This window comes from Micromonospora humida (genome assembly GCF_016901255.1).
Lineage (GTDB): Bacteria > Actinomycetota > Actinomycetes > Mycobacteriales > Micromonosporaceae > Micromonospora > Micromonospora wenchangensis.
Genome location: NZ_JAFEUC010000008.1, coordinates 268,704 through 285,137, shown reverse-complemented (window position 1 = coordinate 285,137; position 16,434 = coordinate 268,704). Strand labels below are relative to the sequence as shown.

At 73.0% G+C, this 16,434-nt stretch carries 12 protein-coding genes; 4 read left to right on the top strand and 8 right to left on the bottom strand.

The annotated features are described in order from the left end of the window. The first annotated feature begins 528 nt into the window (after positions 1-528). Positions 529-2,022 carry a GH1 family beta-glucosidase gene (locus tag JQX11_RS18475; protein ID WP_204926194.1) on the top strand — a complete coding sequence of 498 codons (1,494 nt, stop codon included), beginning with the start codon at positions 529-531 and terminating at the stop codon, positions 2,020-2,022. Positions 2,023-2,103: 81 nt separating this feature from the next. Here JQX11_RS18475 and JQX11_RS18470 read toward each other — a convergent pair whose 3' ends face one another. From JQX11_RS18470 to JQX11_RS18460, 3 genes are all read right to left on the bottom strand, one after another. Next, a complete protein-coding gene (locus JQX11_RS18470; RefSeq protein ID WP_240762273.1) occupies positions 2,104-2,523 on the bottom strand; it encodes a roadblock/LC7 domain-containing protein in 420 nt (139 codons plus the stop codon). Further along, complete coding sequence (locus JQX11_RS18465) at positions 2,523-5,102, bottom strand: sensor histidine kinase (protein ID WP_307826236.1); 2,580 nt, start codon at positions 5,100-5,102, stop codon at positions 2,523-2,525. The genes JQX11_RS18470 and JQX11_RS18465 overlap by 1 nt, the downstream gene beginning before the upstream one ends. A gap of 69 nt (positions 5,103-5,171) precedes the next feature. Further along, positions 5,172-6,599: an FGGY family carbohydrate kinase gene (locus tag JQX11_RS18460; protein ID WP_204926193.1), complete on the bottom strand. Its 1,428-nt coding sequence runs from the start codon at positions 6,597-6,599 to the stop codon at positions 5,172-5,174. Positions 6,600-6,829: 230 nt separating this feature from the next. On the opposite strand from JQX11_RS18460, the gene JQX11_RS18455 reads away from it, so the two are divergent. Then, positions 6,830-8,749 (top strand): anthranilate synthase family protein, encoded by a 1,920-nt coding sequence (locus JQX11_RS18455; protein ID WP_204926192.1) that lies wholly within the window; start codon positions 6,830-6,832, stop codon positions 8,747-8,749. 57 nt (positions 8,750-8,806) lie between these two features. Here the strand turns inward: JQX11_RS18455 and wrbA are convergent, their stop codons facing one another. Beyond that, a complete protein-coding gene (gene wrbA, locus JQX11_RS18450) occupies positions 8,807-9,424 on the bottom strand; it encodes an NAD(P)H:quinone oxidoreductase (protein ID WP_204926191.1) in 618 nt (205 codons plus the stop codon). 86 nt (positions 9,425-9,510) lie between these two features. Here wrbA and JQX11_RS18445 point away from each other — a divergent pair, with 86 nt between their 5' ends. Beyond that, the gene (locus JQX11_RS18445; protein WP_204926190.1) at positions 9,511-10,002 is read left to right on the top strand and encodes a GNAT family N-acetyltransferase; all 492 of its coding nucleotides are present in this window, start codon (positions 9,511-9,513) and stop codon (positions 10,000-10,002) included. A 253-nt stretch (positions 10,003-10,255) separates the two neighbouring features. After that, complete coding sequence (locus JQX11_RS18440; RefSeq protein WP_372444606.1) at positions 10,256-11,374, top strand: winged helix DNA-binding domain-containing protein; 1,119 nt, start codon at positions 10,256-10,258, stop codon at positions 11,372-11,374. Positions 11,375-12,149: 775 nt separating this feature from the next. Here JQX11_RS18440 and JQX11_RS18435 read toward each other — a convergent pair. Genes JQX11_RS18435 through JQX11_RS18420 form a run of 4 tightly spaced genes read right to left on the bottom strand, consistent with a single transcriptional unit; the run spans position 12,150 to position 16,385 of the window. Then, on the bottom strand, positions 12,150-13,355 hold the full coding sequence (locus tag JQX11_RS18435) for an ABC transporter ATP-binding protein (protein WP_204926189.1): 1,206 nt from the start codon (positions 13,353-13,355) through the stop codon (positions 12,150-12,152). 9 nt (positions 13,356-13,364) lie between these two features. Next, positions 13,365-14,198, bottom strand: coding sequence for a carbohydrate ABC transporter permease (locus tag JQX11_RS18430; RefSeq protein ID WP_204926188.1), 834 nt, complete (start codon positions 14,196-14,198; stop codon positions 13,365-13,367). A gap of 1 nt (position 14,199) precedes the next feature. Continuing rightward, a complete protein-coding gene (locus tag JQX11_RS18425) occupies positions 14,200-15,099 on the bottom strand; it encodes a carbohydrate ABC transporter permease (RefSeq protein ID WP_088647563.1) in 900 nt (299 codons plus the stop codon). Then, entirely contained in the window at positions 15,096-16,385 is a 1,290-nt protein-coding gene (locus tag JQX11_RS18420; protein WP_204926187.1) for an ABC transporter substrate-binding protein, read from the bottom strand. The genes JQX11_RS18425 and JQX11_RS18420 overlap by 4 nt, the downstream gene beginning before the upstream one ends. Positions 16,386-16,434: the final 49 nt, after the last annotated feature.

Genomic DNA, 16,434 nt, shown 5'->3' with positions numbered 1-16,434 from the left:
TCGCCGATGGGAGCGCTTCCATCGACGGAGATGCAACAAGTGAAGGTCACAACCGTGGTCGCCCGACCACGGGGTTCAGCCCGAACGGCTGACGACGGGCCAGCCCGGACACCGTCGCCAGCCACACCCCACCATCACGGAGGGAGGTGGAACCAGAGCCACTCGCGTGGCCCGGCTCCCGCGCGACACGCACGGCCGGACGCCAATTCGAGCGTGCGTGTGTGCAACACAGGTGGGGACGGGGGTTGCCCTCCCCCGTCCCCACACTAAACCCCCGTACTCGACGGGAAAAGAGGCCGACGGGTCAGGCGTGCGCGCCGCCCGGCCGGCCTCGATCGCTATCTGCCCCTCGACAGATCGGCCGACCGTCCCTCGACGGCGCCCGTCACACTCGCCATTCCCCATCCCGGCCGCCCACGCGCGGCCCTCTAGGCTGGCGGTCCGCCCCGAGGCGGCCGGGCCGTCGTACGCCCGCGCTGGGAGCGCTCCCGGCCGTCGGGGTGGCCCGCACCCTGAGGAGAAACATCCATGTCGATACTCACCCGGCGACGCCTGCTGCGCCACGCCGCGCTCTCCGCCACCGCCACCGCCGGCGCCGGGCTCTCCGCCGCCACTGGCGCCGGCCTGGCCGCGGCCACCGGCGTGCTGGCCGCCGGCTGCGACGCGCCGAAGGGTGGCGACCCGACCGGCGACCCCACCGCGGAACGGGTGCGTTTCCCCCACGACTTCGGCTGGGGCGCCGCCACCTCGGCGTACCAGATCGAGGGCGCCGCCAAGGAGGACGGCCGGGGCGAATCGGTCTGGGACACCTTCAGCCACACCCCCGGCCGCACCCGCAACGGCGACACCGGGGACGTGGCCGCCGACCACTACCACCGCTGGGCCGACGACCTCGACCTGATGCGCGATCTCGGGCTGCGCAGCTACCGGTTCTCCATCTCCTGGCCCCGGATCCAGGCCGACGGCACCGGCAAGCCCAACCAGCGCGGGCTCGACTTCTACAAGCGGATCATCGGCGGCCTGCACGAACGCGGCATCGCCCCGATGGTCACCCTGTTCCACTGGGACCTGCCGCAGGCGTTGCAGGACGACGGCGGCTGGGAGAACCGGGACACCGCCCACCGGTTCGCCGACTACGCCGACGCGGTCTTCAGGGGCATCGGCGACCAGGTGCCGGTGTGGTTGACCATCAACGAGCCGAAGACCGTGGTGCAGAACGGCTACCTCTGGGGACACCACGCCCCCGGCCGGCAGGACGCCGACGCCGCCTACCTCGTCGCCCACCACCTCCAGCTCGCCCACGGCCTCGCCGTCCGCGCGCTGCGGGCCACCGGCTTCGACACCCGGATCGGCCCGGCGCTGAACCTGCACCCGTGCTACCCCGCCGACGACAGCCCGGCCGCCGCCGCGGCCGCCACGCTGCACGACGGGTACGAGAACCGGCTCTACCTGGACTCCATCCTCACCGGCGCCTACCCGGCCGACGTACTGGCCGACCTCGGCCCGGACAGCCGGATGGCCAAGGGCATCCGCGACGGCGACCTGGCGACCATCGCCAGCCCGATCGACCTGCTCGCCGTGCAGTACTACACCCCGCTCTACCTGACCGGCAACGGCAACACCGTCACCCGCTGGCCCACCAGCGAGGCGGACTGGCAGCAGATCTACCCGCAGGGCATGTACGACATCCTGACCCGGGTCACCCGCGACTACGGGCCGGTCCCGATCACCGTCACCGAGAACGGTCTGCCCTGCCCGGACACGCTCGGCCCGGACGGCACCGTCGACGACGCCGGCCGGATCGCCTTCCTGCGTGACCACTTCACCGCCGCCCACCGGGCCATCGCCGACGGCGTGCCGCTGGAGAGCTACCACGTCTGGTCGCTGCTCGACAACTTCGAGTGGGCCGAGGGCTACGACCAGCGCTGGGGACTGGTCTACGTGGACTATCCGACCCAGCGGCGTGTCCTCAAGCGCAGCGCCCACTGGTACCGCCAGGTCATCCGGGACAACGGCCTGTAGGTCGGGCGCAGGGACCGGAGCAGCACCGGCACGGCCGGACCGCGTGGGGGCGGTCCGGCCCGGCAGCCGACCTGAGGCCGGTCAGCGGGGCAACGCCTGCTGGAGTTCCGCGCGCAACGCCGGGGTCAGCATCTCACCGGCCTGCTTGGCCAGCCGGGCCATCTCGTAGCCCACCACGCCGATGTCCGCGTCCGCGCCGGCCAGGGTGGCCAGGATCGACCCGTCCCGGATCTGCATCACCAGGAAGTAGCCCCGGCCCATCTCGACCACGGTCTGCTTGACCACGTCCCCGTCGAACATCTGGGCCGCGCCCGCGGTGATGCTCATCAGCCCAGACGTCACGGCGGCCAACTTGTCCGCGTGGTCGCGGGGCAACTGCGCCGAGATCGCCACCAGCAGACCGTCCGAGGAGACCACCACCGCGTGCGCCACCCCGGGCACCCGCTCGGCGAACGCGTTGACCAACCAGTTCAGGTCACGCGCCTCCTGGCTCAGTGTCATCACTGTCGTCCCCCTTCGCTGCGCACACCCGGCGGCAAGATTAACTCGGTGGTCTCCTCGGCCTCGGCACGGCGCACGCCGCTGTAGAGCCGGGACAGCATCCCGCCCACCGCCTCCGGATCCAGGTCCTCGCGGACCCGGGCCGACGGCGGCCGGGCGGGCTCGGTCACCGCGGTCAGCTGGGCCATCGGCACCCGCACCGGCAGCCCCCGGTCGTTGGTGCCCCCGGTGACCGGGACCAGCGGCGGCGCCGGGGTGCCCCCGCCCAGGGTGGCCGGCGACGACGGGGCCGGGCCCTGCCGGGACCACCAGCCGCCGTCGACCGGGGGAGCCGGTGTCCGCACGTCCACGACCCGGGCCGGGAGCTGGTTCGGCGGCGACGAAACCGGGCGACGGCCCGCCACCGGCAGCTCCGCCGGGGCCACCCCGCCGGGGCCGGGCCACTGCGCCGGACGCGAGGGTGGCCCGACCGGACCGGACGGCGACCCCACGGCCGGACGGGCCGGCAGGACGGCAGGGGCGACCGGGGCCAGCGCCCGCGGCCCGGCGGACGCGTTCGGCGGTGACCCGTCCAGCTCCGGCGCCGGGGCGAGCAGGGCCGCCGGCAGGGTCAACCGGGCGACCAACCCCTGCCCCTGCGCGACCAGCCGCACGCCGACGCCGTGCCGGGCGGCCAGGTGGCTGACCACGAAGTGACCCATCCGCTCGACCGCCGCCACGTCGGCCACCGGCGGCTCCGCCAACACGGCGTTGGCCTGTGCCAACGCCGTCGGACTCATGCCGAGACCGGCGTCGGCGATGTCCACCACCGCCCCGCCGCCCTCGGCCCACGCGGTCACCCGGACCAGGGTGTCCGGCCGGGAGAAGGCCGTCGCGTTCTCCAGCAGCTCCGCCACCAGGTGCACCAGCTCCCCGACGGCGTGCCCCACCACGTACAGGTCGGCCACCGACTCGTGGCGGACCCGCTGGTACTGCTCGATCTCGGCGCTGGCCGCGAGCAGCACCGCACCCAACCGCACCGGCCGGTTCCACCGGCGGGTCGACTCGGTGCCGGCGAGCACCAGCAGGCTCTCGTCGTTACGGCGCATCCGGGCGGCCAGGTGGTCCAGCTTGAACAGGTTCTCCAACTGGTCCGGGTCGGCCTCCTCCCGTTCCAGGTCGTCCAGCAGCTCCAGTTGCCGCTCCACCAGCACCTGGCTGCGCCGGGCCAGGTTGACGAACATCGCGTTGACCGTCCGGCGGGTCTCCGCCTGCTCCACCGCGACGCTGACCGCGCTGCGGTGCACCGCCACGAACGCCTCGGCCAGCTCGCCGATCTCGTCCAGCGAGCGGACCACGGCCGGCGGCACGTCGATCGCCGGCACCCCGCCGTCGACCGCGCGCAGCCGCTTCAGGGCGTGCGGCAACTCCACCTGGGCGATCCGCAACGCCTGGTCCCGCAGCCGCTGCATCGAGTTCGCGATCGACCGGCCGACCAGGACGGCCAGCAGCACCGCCAGGGCCAGCACCACCACGATGCCGCCCAGCACCAGCAGGGTGGTGCGCAACTGGGCGCCGCTGACCTCCTCGGCCCGGGCCACCGCGTCGTCGAGCACCCGTTCCTCCAGCCGTCGCAGCAGCTCCTGCCGCTGCTCGCTGGCCGTCCACCACTGGTTGGCGGGCAGCACCGCGGGCAGGGCGGTGCCGCTGGTGCTGATACTCCTCTCCTCCAGCCGGGTGGCGTCCACGAACGCCGGCGTCCGCGAGATCCGGTCGTACGCCTGGATCTGGGCGGTCGTCGCGGCCACCCGGAACGCGCCCAGCGCGGCGAGCTGCTGCGCCCGCAGGTCGGCGAGGTTGACCTGGTCCTCCAGGCCGTACCGGCCGGCCCGGGAGGCGGCGTACAACTGGCCCCTGATCCGTGCGGACAGCTCCTTTACCCGGGCCAACTGCACGTAGCGCAGCACCGCGTCGGTCAACTCCGGACGGTCCGGCCCCGGGCTCGGCTCGGCGAGCAGGCCGAGCAGCGCCTCCACCGCCCGGTGGTAGTTGCCCAGGATGGTGTCGCTGCTCAGCACCGCCGGCGGCACCGCCGAACGGATGTAGACCACCTGGTCGTACGCCTCCACCGCCTCGGCGTAGGCGACCTGCCAGGCGGCGTCGGAGTCGGCCAGCGGCCCGGCCGCCTCGCGCAACGCCCCGAAGGCCGTGTCGGTGGCGGCGTGCAGCGGCCGGAGCGCGACCAGCGCCGCGTCCCGGTCGGCGGCGCTGCCCGCCCGTCTCAGCGCGGCCAGCTCACCGGCGGTACGGTCGCGTTCCTGCTGGAGCCGGTCCACCGCCGTGGTGATCTGCTGCCCGATGCCGACCTGCCGGGCGAAGTCGTTGAGCGCCGTGGTGCGTCCCACCAGCCCCGCGGTCTGCACCCCGGCCAGCACCAGGAACGCCACCGACGGGATGACCAGGACGGTGGCGAGTTTGGTGCGCATCCGCCAGTCCCGCAGCCGCAACGGCGAACGCCGCCGGTGCGGCACGACCCGCTCGTCGAACCGGTTCCGACCCGGCGACTCCGCGCTCGGTGTCGGGTCGGGACCTGCGTCCACGTCTCGCCTCCTCGGTCCCCGTCCCCACGACGGGGGGCCGGGTCCATCCAACCAGGCCAGACGCCCATGTCAACGCCTCGACGGCGCATCCGACCGGGCGGAGGTACCTGCTCCGACGGCCGAGGTCGGCGAGGGGTCCTCCTCCGTACGGCCGGTGCCGGCGAGCCGGTCCGCGTCGGGCACCCGACCCAGCGCGACCAGCGCGGCCCCGGTGGCCCCGATCTCCCGCTCGGCACGGTGCCGGACCGGACGCGGCGCGAGCGCGGCGGCGAACGCCGTACGCCACCACGCGGAGGCGGTCACCGCTCCCCCGCCGAGCACCACCTCGACGGGTGCGTCGACACCGGACTCCAGCACGGCGAGGTCGTCGGCGACCATCCGGCACAGCCCGGTCATCAGCCCGGCGAGGATGTCCACCCCGGTGCTGGAGAAGCTGAGCCCGTGCAGCTCACCCGAGCCGGCCGGGGCCAGGCCGGGGGGCCGGTCCCCACCGAGGCGGGGGTTGGCCGGCAGCACGCCGTCCGGTGCGATCCGGGCCAGCGCGGCGTCGAGATCGGGCCCCTGCGGCAGCCGCAGCTCCCGGTCGGCCCAGGCGAACAGGTTCCCGCCGCTGGAGTAGGCCGCCCCGGTCACCACGTACTCGTGGTCCACCCGGTAACGCCACAGCGAGGCCGGCAGGGCTGGCAGCGGCGACCCGGCCGGAACCCGCTGGACCAGGCGTACGGCGGCCGACGTGCCGACCGTGACCGCCGCCCGGCGGGGGTCGACGCAGCCCGAGCCGACGTTGGAGGCGGCCCCGTCGCCGACCGGGGCGGCCCAGCGGGCCCCGGCGAGCTGCGGCCACCGGCGGGCGTGCTCGGCCCGCAGCCGGCCCTGCCAGTCCATCGGGGCCAGCTCCGGCAGCTCACCCGGCCGGACCCCGGCCACCGCGACGGCCTCGTCGTCCCAGGCCAGCCGGCTCAGGTCGAGCAGGCCGGTGCCGGAGGCCATGGACACCGACATGGGCGCGTCGTCGAGCAGTCGACCGAGGACGTACTCGACCAGGCCGGCGAACCGGGTCACCCCGGCCGTACGGTCCCGCAGCCAGGGCAGCCGCACCGACCAGTAGCAGCGGTGCCACCACGCCCCGGTCCGCGCGTGGAACTCCTGTGGGTCGGCCGGACCGGACGCCCCCGACGGCGGTGCGGCCCGGGTGTCCAACCAGGTCAGCACCGGGCCGAGCGGGTCACCGGAGCGGTCCAGGGGCAGCACCGAGTGCCACTGCGCGCAGACCGCGACCAGCCCGACGTCGCGCAGGTGACCGGCGGCGGCCAACTCGTCGAGGCACTCGGTGAGGCCGGCGAGGTAGCCGGCGGCGTCCAGGGTGCCGGTGCCGTCCCCGGCCACGGTCAGGTGCACCCGGCGGCGGGCCAACGCTCCCGGCAGCGGGTCGGCGTCGGCGTCGAGCACCAGACCACGGACCGAGGAGGTGCCCAGGTCGAGAGCGAGAATGTTCATCGCGGGTCACGCTACCCGGCGGCGCGGACGGGAACGCCCTTCCCTGCCGCCCGTCCGCCGCCTAGGGTGTCGGTATGCCCGCGCACCTGACCTGCTGGTGGCCCGCCGACCCGGCGGCCATCCCCCGCGCGTAGCTATCCACGCGGCCGCCCCACGAGGCGGCCGCCGGTCCTCCCCCGGCACCCGGGGCCGCCCGACGACGAGGCGACCCGACCCGGAGGAGAAACCCGATGAACCACCTCTACGACCTGCTCGCCGCCGTCGCCGACGGCGTCGACCCGGGCCCGTTCGCGCTGCTGCGCCGCGACGGCGTCGACCACGTCGACCTGTTCACCGGCCCGGTCGACGTCGCCGACCGGCTCGCCGACCTGCCGCTGCCCGACGACGCTGCGGGCCCCCGCACGCTGGCGCTGGTGCCGTACCGGCAGATCGCCGAACGGGGCTTCGCCTGCGTGGACGACGGCGTCCCGATGGAGTACCTGACCGTCACCGGGCACGCCACGCTGCCCCTGACCGACCTGCTCGCCGCCCTGCCGGCCGGGCCGGTGGTCTGCGCCGACGCCGCGTTCGACGTCGACGACGACGAGTACGCCCGGATCGTCGACCGGGTGCTGGCCGAGGAGATCGGTCGGGGTGCGGGGGCGAACTTCGTCATCCACCGCACCCTGCACGCCACCGTGCAGGGCAGCCCGTTGGGCGCCGCGCTGGCGGCGCTGGGCCGGTTGCTGCGCGACGAGCGGGGCGCGTACTGGACGTTCCTGGTGCACACCGGCACCCGGACGCTCTTCGGCGCGAGCCCGGAACGGCACGTCAGCGTCGACGACGGGCTGGTCATGATGAACCCGATCAGCGGCACCTTCCGGCACACCGGGGCCACCGCCGGGCGGGACGCGCTGCTGCGGTTCCTGCACGACCCGAAGGAGGTCGAGGAGCTGTACATGGTCCTCGACGAGGAGCTGAAGATGATGGCCGGCGTCGCCGAGCACGGCGGGCAGGTCGTCGGCCCGTACCTCAAGGAGATGGCGCACCTGGCGCACACCGAGTACCTGCTGGCCGGCCGGGGCACCCGCGACGTCCGGGAGGTGCTGCGGGAGACCATGTTCGCCCCCACGGTGACCGGCAGCCCGATGCAGAACGCCTGCCGGGTGATCGCCCGGCACGAACGGACCGGCCGGCGCTACTACTCCGGGGTACTGGCGCTGCTGGGGCGCGACGCCCAGGGCCGGCAGACGTTGGACGCGCCCATCCTGATCCGGACCGCCGAGATCTCCCCCACCGGGCGGCTGCGGGTACCCGTCGGGGCGACCCTGGTGCGGCACTCCACCGCCGCCGGTGAGGTCGCCGAGACGCACGCCAAGGCCGCCGGGGTGCTCGCCGCGCTGGGGCTCGGCCCGCAGGCGTCGACCGAGGGGCCGTACCCGCCGGTCCGGTGGGCCGACGATCCGGAGGTACGGGCGGTGCTCGCCGCCCGCAACACCCCGCTGGCCCGGTTCTGGCTCGACCAGCGCGCCCCCGGCGCGACGGTGCTACCCGGGGCGTCCGGCCGGCGGGCGCTGGTGGTCGACGGGGAGGACACCTTCACCGGGATGCTCGCCCACCAGCTGCGCGCCCTGGGCCTGACGGTGGACGTGCGGCCCTGGCACGCCCCCGGCTCCGACGCCGGGTACGACCTGGTGGTGGTCGGCCCCGGACCGGGCGATCCGGGGGCGGTCGACGACCCGAAGATGGCCGCCCTGCGTACGCTGCTGACCGCGCGGCTCGACGCCGGGTCACCCACCCTGGCGGTGTGCCTGGGGCACCAGCTGCTCAGCGGGCTGCTGGGGTTGCCACTGCACCGCCGCGCCGCGCCCTACCAGGGCCTGCAACGGGAGGTGTCGCTGTTCGGGGTGCCGCGCCGGGTGGGTTTCTACTCGACGTTCACCGCGCGGGCGGACTCCGACCGGATCGGGTCGCCGTACGGGCCGGTGGAGCTGGCCCGGGACCCGGCCGACGGGTCGGTGCACGCGCTGCGCGGGGCGACCTTCGCCGGGGTGCAGTTCCACCCGGAGTCGGTGCTCAGCCGGGACGGTCTGGCCGTGCTGGCCGAGTTGCTGGGGCAGGTGCTGGCCCGACCGGCACTGACGGCGGGTGGCGGGCCGGTGGGCGGGTAGCGGCGGGCCACCGGGTGGGCCGGGTCGGCGCCCGGCCCACCGGGCCCACCCGGCGACTCAGCCGGCGAGGCCACGCTTGACGGCGGTGCCGATGCGGACCGCCCGCTTGGCGGTCAGCGCGGTGGCCGCGAGCGCCACGTGGTCCGGGGCGACCTCACCGTTGTTGCTGGTGTGCGAGGCGCCGTACGGGTTGCCGGCGACGAACTGGCTCGGGTCGGTGTAGCCGGGGGTCACCACCACGCCACCCCAGTGGTAGAAGACCGTGAACAGCGACAGCAGGGTCGCCTCCTGACCGCCGTGGGAGGTGGCGGTGGAGGTGAAGCCGCTGTAGACCTTGTCGGCCAGCGCACCGTTGGCCCACAGCGGGCCGGTGGTGTCGATGAACTGCTTGAGCTGGGCGGCGATCATGCCGTACCGGGTGGGGGAACCGAAGATGACCACGTCGGCCCAGGCCAGGTCGTCGATCTCGGCCTCCATCACGTCCTGGGTCTCCAGCCGGTGCGCCTGCCAGCCCGCGTTGGAGCGGATCGCCTCGTCGGGCGCCAACTCCCGTACCTTGCGCAGGCGCACCTCGGCCCCCGCCTCACCGGCGGCCTCGCAGGCCGCCTGCGCCATCTGGTAGGTGATCCCGGTCGCGCTGTAGTAGATGACCGCTACCTTGACCTGGCCGTCCATCGTCTGTGTCCTCCTCGGTTCGGGTCAGCTCCGGCGACTACCCGGTGCTTGCCGGGTCAAACATCCGCCCGTGGCATGATCCGGACATGCAGCTGCGCGCCGCCACCCCCGGAGACTGGCCGGCGATCTGGCCGTTCCTGCGGCAGATCGTGGCGGCCGGCGAGACCTACACCTGGCCGCGCGACGTGGGTGAGGACGACGCCCGCCGCCGCTGGCTGGTCGCCCCGCCCGGTCGCACGGTGGTCGCGGTGGACGACGACGCGACGGTGCTGGGGACGGCGAAGCTGGTCGCCAACCAGGAGGGTCCGGGCGACCACGTGGCGAACGCGAGTTTCATGGTCGCGCCGGCCGCGGCGGGTCGCGGCGTCGGTCGGGCGCTCGGGGCGTACGTGCTGGAGCTGGCCCGGCGGGACGGCTACCGGGCGATGCAGTTCAATGCGGTGGTGGCCAGCAACACCCGGGCGGTGGCGCTGTGGCGGTCGTTGGGGTTCACGGTGGTCGGCCGGGTGCCCGAGGGGTTCCGCCACCCCGATCTCGGCCCGGTCGACCTGCTGGTGATGCATCGCCGCCTCGACTGATCCGCGGCGGTACGGGGCGTCTCGGCCTGGCCGCCCGCCCCGGCGGATGATCCCGGCGGCTCAAGATTTGCGCAAGTTCCAGCCGAGAAGGCTCCCACGGGGGTCGGGAGGCGGATGCTGGTGGGCACGGATGCCGGGGGGAGGGGTCACCACCGGTGACCCGGGGGGACCTGCACGGGGGATCGCGCTCCGCCGGTTCGACGACCGGCGTAGCGCGGTCAGGGGTGTCCGCCCGGTGTCGGTACCTGCTCCTATGCTGACCGGCGTGGTGGAGCTGACCGGCGACGAGGCGTTGACGTTGCGGATGACCGCGCTGGCCCTGCGGGAGCATCCGGCCGGCCGCCCGTCGGGGGTCGCCGACGTGGTGGAGTGGTTCGGGGCGATGCAGGCCCAGGACGCGGCGAGCGGCCTGTGGTCACTGGGGTTGCGGCTGCCCGGCCACACCGAGGCCGACGTTCGGGCCGCCCTGGAACGCCGCGAGGCGCTGCGCACCTGGCCGATGCGCGGCACCGTGCACCTGGTGCCCAGCCGGGACGCCCGCTGGATGCTCGACCTCACCGGCGTCCGGGCGCTGGCCGGGGCACCGGCCCGGCGGGCCACGCTCGGGCTGACCGAGGCCGAGGCCGACCGGGCCGCCGACGCGCTCGGCACGGCGCTGGCCGGCGGCGGCCGGCTGACCCGCGCGCAGTGCCTGGACACCCTCGCCGCCGCCGGGGTCGACGTCGGCGGCCAACGCGGCTACCACCTGCTCTGGTATGCCAGCCAGCGGGGCGTCACCTGCATCGCCCCGCACGTGGGCACCGAGCAGACCTTCGCGCTGCTCGACGAGTGGGTCCCCGACCCGCACCGGCCCGAGCGGGACGAGGCGCTGGGCATCCTGGCCGGGCGGTACTTCCGCAGCCACGGGCCGACGACCCGGCGCGACTTCACCGGGTGGACGGGGCTGACCGCCGCCGACACGAAACGGGCCGTCGCGGTCGCCACCGACGCCGGCACGCTGACCACCGTCCGGGTCGACGGGGTGGAGTCGCACCTCGACCCGGCACTGCTGGACGCGCCCCGGCTGCCGGTGGACGACGTGCACGTGCTGCCCGGCTTCGACGAGTACCTGCTCGGTTTCAAGGACCGCGCCCTGATGGTCGAGCCGGCGCACCTGAGGGCGGTGATCCCCGGCGGCAACGGCGTCTTCCAGTCCACCGTGGTGCGCGGCGGCCGGGTGGTGGGCACCTGGAAGCGCCGCCTCGCCCGGACCAGGGTCACCGTGACGGTGCAGCCGCTGGTCCCGCTGGACGGGCCGACCCGGCAGCGGGTCGAGGCGGCGCTGGAGGGTTACGCCCGCTTCCTCGGTCTGCCGCTGCACCTGACCTGGTAGGTCCCGCCCACTCCCTCAGGCAACCGACGATCCCGACCCGCCGACGATCCCGGCCCGCCGGTGCCCCCGCCCCGTCGGTGCCCCCGCCCCGCTGACGCCCTCGGCCCGCCGCGTCGCTGGTCCCCCGCTCCCGACAACCCGACCGGCCTGGCGCAGGACGGCGGCGGGCCCGCATCCGGCTCCGCGCGGCCCGGGGCGAGGGCAGGCAGTCACCCTGAGCAATCAGGGCCGATATCACCGAGAGTGATCACAGATCATCTGCCGCCGCTGGGGCCGACAGCCCGCCGGAGCGGGTAAATCCTCATTGAGCTGCAATTTCGCCACAACACTCCGCCGACCAACACCAACCTCTCACGGACACTTTGCTCTGCTGCCGTGGACGCGACAGACGCGGAGGGTAGCCGTCGCGTCGAAGGCAGCAGAGCAAAGTGTCCGGAGGTGATGGGGTGCGCTCGGTGTCATGTCACTGTGCGTATCGATCGGCACGGGCGGCCGAACGAGCGGGCAGACGGGCGGGGCGGACGAGACGGGAGGGTGAGCGGTCCGGCAGGGCGGGCGGGGCGCCGGACACCTGAGAGGCACGACGCAGCGGCGACGCGGAGCCGCGGGTGCCAGGGCGGCGGAGCTGCGGGTGCCAGGACCGCGAGCCGCAGGGATCGGGGGCCGCTGGGATCGGATACCGGGGACCGCAGGGCAGGGGGCAGGGGGATCGGTGGGCGCACGCCGCCGGGGGGCGGGTGGGCGTACGGCCACCGATCCGGGGTAAGGGGGTGGGTCAGTCGCCGAGGGCGCCGGCCGACCGGCCCTCGTGCAGGGTCAGGTTCCGACCGGAAGCAGGGTCGAACAGGTGGATCTTCTCCAGGTTGAACCAGACCCGCCGGTCCTCGCCCTCCTGCACCGGCGACTCGGCCGACAGCCGGGTCACCAGGTTGCCGCCACCGCCGCTGAAGTCGGCCCCCGCGTCGGCGGCCAACTCCTCCAGCTCGGCGGCGCTGGCCCGCTGCCCCTCGACGGTGAAGTAGACGTACTTGTCGGAGCCCATCGACTCGACGATCTCGGCGGGGGCGGTGAACTCCATGCCCCGGGCCCGCGCCTCGTCGTCGATCAGCTCGGCGTCCTCGAAGTGCTCCGGACGGATGCCCAGGATCAGCTCCCGGGGCGCGTCGGCCCCCTCCAGTTCCCGGCGGATGCGCTCGCCGATCGGCACGTCACCCAGGGCGGTGCGCAGCTTCCCCTCCTCCACGGCGGCGTGCAGGAAGTTCATCGACGGCGAGCCGATGAACCCGGCGACGAACAGGTTGCGGGGGTGGTCGTACAGCTCCTGGGGCGGGCCGACCTGCTGGATCGCGCCACCCCGCATGATGACCACGCGGTCGCCGAGGGTCATCGCCTCGGTCTGGTCGTGGGTCACGTAGACGGTGGTGGTGCCGAGCTTCTTCTGCAACCGGGACACCACCGTGCGCATCTGCACCCGCAGCTTGGCGTCCAGGTTGGACAGCGGCTCGTCCATCAGGAACGCCTTGGGCTGCCGGACGATCGCCCGGCCCATCGCCACCCGCTGCCGCTGCCCACCGGAGAGGTTCGCCGGCTTGCGATCGAGCAGCGGGGTCAGCTCCAGCACCTTCGCCGCCTCCTCGACCTTGGCGGTGATGGTCTCCTTGTCGAGCTTGGCCAGCCGCAGCGGGAACGCCATGTTCTCCCGGACGGTCATGTTCGGGTAGAGCGCGTACGACTGGAACACCATCGCGATGTCCCGGTCCCGGGGGGCCTTGTCGTTGACCCGTTCCCCGCCGATGCGCAGCTCGCCGGAGCTGATGTCCTCCAGCCCGGCGATCATGTTGAGGGTGGTGGACTTCCCGCAGCCGGACGGGCCGACCAGGATGACGAACTCGCCGTCGGCGATCTCCAGGTCGACGTCCTGCACCGCGACGGTGCCGTCGGGGAAGCTCTTGCTCACCTTGTCCAGCACGATGTCAGCCATTGTTGTCACCTATCCCTTGACGGCGCCGGAGGTCAGACCGGAGACGATGCGGCGCTGGAAGAAGAGCACGAACAGGATGATCGGAATGGTGATCACCACGGCGGCGGCGCAGATCGCCCCGGTGGGGTCCTCGAACTGCGACTCGCCGGTGAAGAACGACAGCGCCACCGGCACCGTCCGGGCCCGCTCGGTGGAGGTGAGCGTGATGGCGAACAGGAAGTCGTTCCAGCAGAAGATGAAGACCAGGATCGCCGTGGTGAACAGCCCCGGCGCGGCAAGCGGGGCGATGACCCGGCGGAACGCCTGCGCCTGGGTCGCGCCGTCCATCTTCGCCGCCTTCTCCAGGTCCCACGGGATCTGCTTGAAGAACGCCGACAGCGTGTAGATCGCCAGCGGCAGCGCGAAGGTGATGTACGGCAGGATCAGCCCCGGCCAGGTGTCGAAGAGGCCGAGCTGCCGTTCGATCTCGAACAGCGGCGACACCAGCGACACCTGCGGGAACATCGCGATCAGCAGGGACACCCCGACCAGCAGGCGCTTGCCGGGGAAGTCCAGCCGGCTGATCGCGTACGCGGCCATCGCGCCGAGCACCACCGCGATGAGCGTGGCGATCAGGGCGATGCCGATCGAGTTGATCAGGGCGCGGACGAACTGGTCGGTGTCGAAGATGCTCCGGTAGTTGTCCAGCGTCCACTCCCGGGGCCAGAACTTGCCGTCGGTGAGGGTGGCCGGGGTCTTGAACGACAGGGAGGCGATCCAGAGCACCGGGACCAGGGCGAACACGACGACGATGACGTCGATCAGGCCCCAGCGCAGCTTCGCCCGGGTGGTGGTGTCGGCCATGTCAGCGCCTCTCCCCGTCGTCGCTGCCCGGGGCAGCGGTGCCGAACAGCTTCACGAAGACGAACGCGATGATCGCCACCGTGATGAAGATCAGCACGGACATCGTGGAGCCGATGCCGAGGTTGAGCCCCCGGATCAGGTTGTTGTAGGCGAGCATCGACACCGACGAGGTCTCGTTGCCGCCGTTGGTGAGCACGAAGATGTTGTCGAAGACCCGGAACGCGTCCAGGGTGCGGAACAGCAGCGCGACGAGGATGGCCGGCTTCATCACCGGCAGCATCACCTTGGTGAACCGCTGCCAGGCCGTCGCCCCGTCGGTGGAGGCCGCCTTGAGCAGGTCCTCGGGGACCAGCGCCAGCCCGGCCATCAGCAGCAGGGCCATGAACGGGGTGGTCTTCCAGATCTCGGCCAGCATGATGATCGCCAGCGAGCTGGCCCGCTCGGTCAGCGGGGCGCTGCCGTCGAAGAGGTTGGCCAGGTAGCCGGTGCCGGGCGTCCAGGCGTACCGCCAGGAGAACGCGGCGACGACCGTGACGATGCCGTACGGGATCAGCGCGGCGGTCCGCACGATGCCCCGGCCGACCAGGGTGCGGTGCATGACCAGGGCCAGCCCCATGCCGAGCACCAACTCCACCGCGACGGTGACCACCGTGATCAGCATGGTCACCCCGAACGCGGTCCACCAGAACTCGTTGGTCAGCACGGTGACGTAGTTCTCCAGCCCGATGAACTCGCGCTGGTCGGGAAAGCGCAGGTCGAAGCGCTGCAACGACAGCCAGACCGAATAGATGATCGGGTACGCGGTGACCAGCACCATGACCAGCGCGGCCGGGGCGCAGAGCAGCCAGCCCAGCTTCCGTTCGGCCTTCTTGTTCTCGCTCAGCGGGGCACGCCGACTCACGGCAGGACCCCCTTGGACTGGAGCGCGTCGGAGATCGCCTTACGCAGTTCCTTGGCCGTCTGTTCCGGCCGGATCGCCGACGGCGGCGACAGGATCGCCGACATCACCGTGGAGATGCTCTGGTACGCGGGGGTCAGCGGCCGGACCGCCGGCTCCTTCAACTCCTCCAGGATGGTCTCCTTCATCGGGTACGCCTCGTCCATCTCCGGGTCGTCGTAGACCGCCTCGATGGTCGGGGGCACCCCGTCGTTGATCGCGGAGAACTTCTGGTTCTTGGCGTCCCGGAGGCACTTCGCCGCCTCGAAGGACTCCGTCGGGTGCTTGGAGTAGGCGCTGACCGCCATGTTGACCCCGCCGATGGTGACCTTGCTGGGGGTGTTCGCGTCGACGCCGGGCACCCGGGCCCACTTGACCTTCTTGGCCAGCTCCGGGTCGGCCTCCTGCAACGCCGGGTAGACGAACGGCCAGTTGACCTGGAACGCGCCGTTGCCCGACTGGAAGTCCAGCCGGACCGGATCCTCGGTGGAGTTGCTGAACGACGGCGACGTCACGCCCGACGTGGCGAACCGCTGGAGCTGGTCGAGGGCCTTCACCGTGCCCTCGTCCATCACGGCCTTCTTGCCGTCGTCGCTGAGGATCTTGCCGCCGGCGCTCTCGGCCAGGGTGTTGTAGAGCACCACCAGGCCCTCGTACTGCGCACCCATGGTGAGCACCTGGTACGGCTTGCCCTGCCCCTTGAGGTCCTTGGCGACGGTGATCATGTCGTCCCAGCTCTTCGGGGCTTCGGGAACCAGGTCACTGCGGTACCAGAGCAGTTGCACGTTGGTGTTCTTCGGCGCGCCGTAGAGCTTGTCCTCGTAGCGGGCGGTGTCCAGCGGGCCGGCGAGGGTGCCCTGTTCGACCTCGCTCTTGTCCTGCCCGGTCCACTCGCGGATCCATTTGGCGCTGGCGAACTCCTGGGTCCAGGTGACGTCGAGGCCGAGCACGTCCATCCCGCTGTCCTCGGCGGCCAGCCGGCGCACGAGCTGCACCCGCTGGTCGTCGGCCTGCCGGGGCAGCACCCGGTAGGCGATCTTGTAGCGCCCCTCGGCGCGGGTGTTGCAGTCGTCGACGACCTTCTGCAGGTTCTGCTCGGGCGGGTAGTACAGGTTGATCGTGGGCGTACCACCGCCACCGTCGTCGGCGCCGCACGCGGCCAGCGGCGCGACCAGCGCCAGCGCGGCGGCGGCCGCCCCGGCCCGGAGCGCCGGCCGACGCCGGTGTCGGGCCGTTCCGGGATCCGTCATCGCCCCTCCCCTCTCTTCGGCGAAAACCGGGGAGGTCACCCGTGCCCCG

Coding starts and splice junctions, on each gene's coding strand:
- JQX11_RS18475 (WP_204926194.1), top strand. CDS start 529: ATGTCGATACTCACCCGGCGACGCCTGCTGCGCCACGCCGCGCTCTCC.
- JQX11_RS18470 (WP_240762273.1), bottom strand. CDS start 2,523: ATGACACTGAGCCAGGAGGCGCGTGACCTGAACTGGTTGGTCAACGCG.
- JQX11_RS18460 (WP_204926193.1), bottom strand. CDS start 6,599: ATGAACATTCTCGCTCTCGACCTGGGCACCTCCTCGGTCCGTGGTCTG.
- JQX11_RS18455 (WP_204926192.1), top strand. CDS start 6,830: ATGAACCACCTCTACGACCTGCTCGCCGCCGTCGCCGACGGCGTCGAC.
- wrbA (WP_204926191.1), bottom strand. CDS start 9,424: ATGGACGGCCAGGTCAAGGTAGCGGTCATCTACTACAGCGCGACCGGG.
- JQX11_RS18445 (WP_204926190.1), top strand. CDS start 9,511: ATGCAGCTGCGCGCCGCCACCCCCGGAGACTGGCCGGCGATCTGGCCG.
- JQX11_RS18440 (WP_372444606.1), top strand. CDS start 10,256: ATGCTGACCGGCGTGGTGGAGCTGACCGGCGACGAGGCGTTGACGTTG.
- JQX11_RS18435 (WP_204926189.1), bottom strand. CDS start 13,355: ATGGCTGACATCGTGCTGGACAAGGTGAGCAAGAGCTTCCCCGACGGC.
- JQX11_RS18430 (WP_204926188.1), bottom strand. CDS start 14,198: ATGGCCGACACCACCACCCGGGCGAAGCTGCGCTGGGGCCTGATCGAC.
- JQX11_RS18420 (WP_204926187.1), bottom strand. CDS start 16,385: ATGACGGATCCCGGAACGGCCCGACACCGGCGTCGGCCGGCGCTCCGG.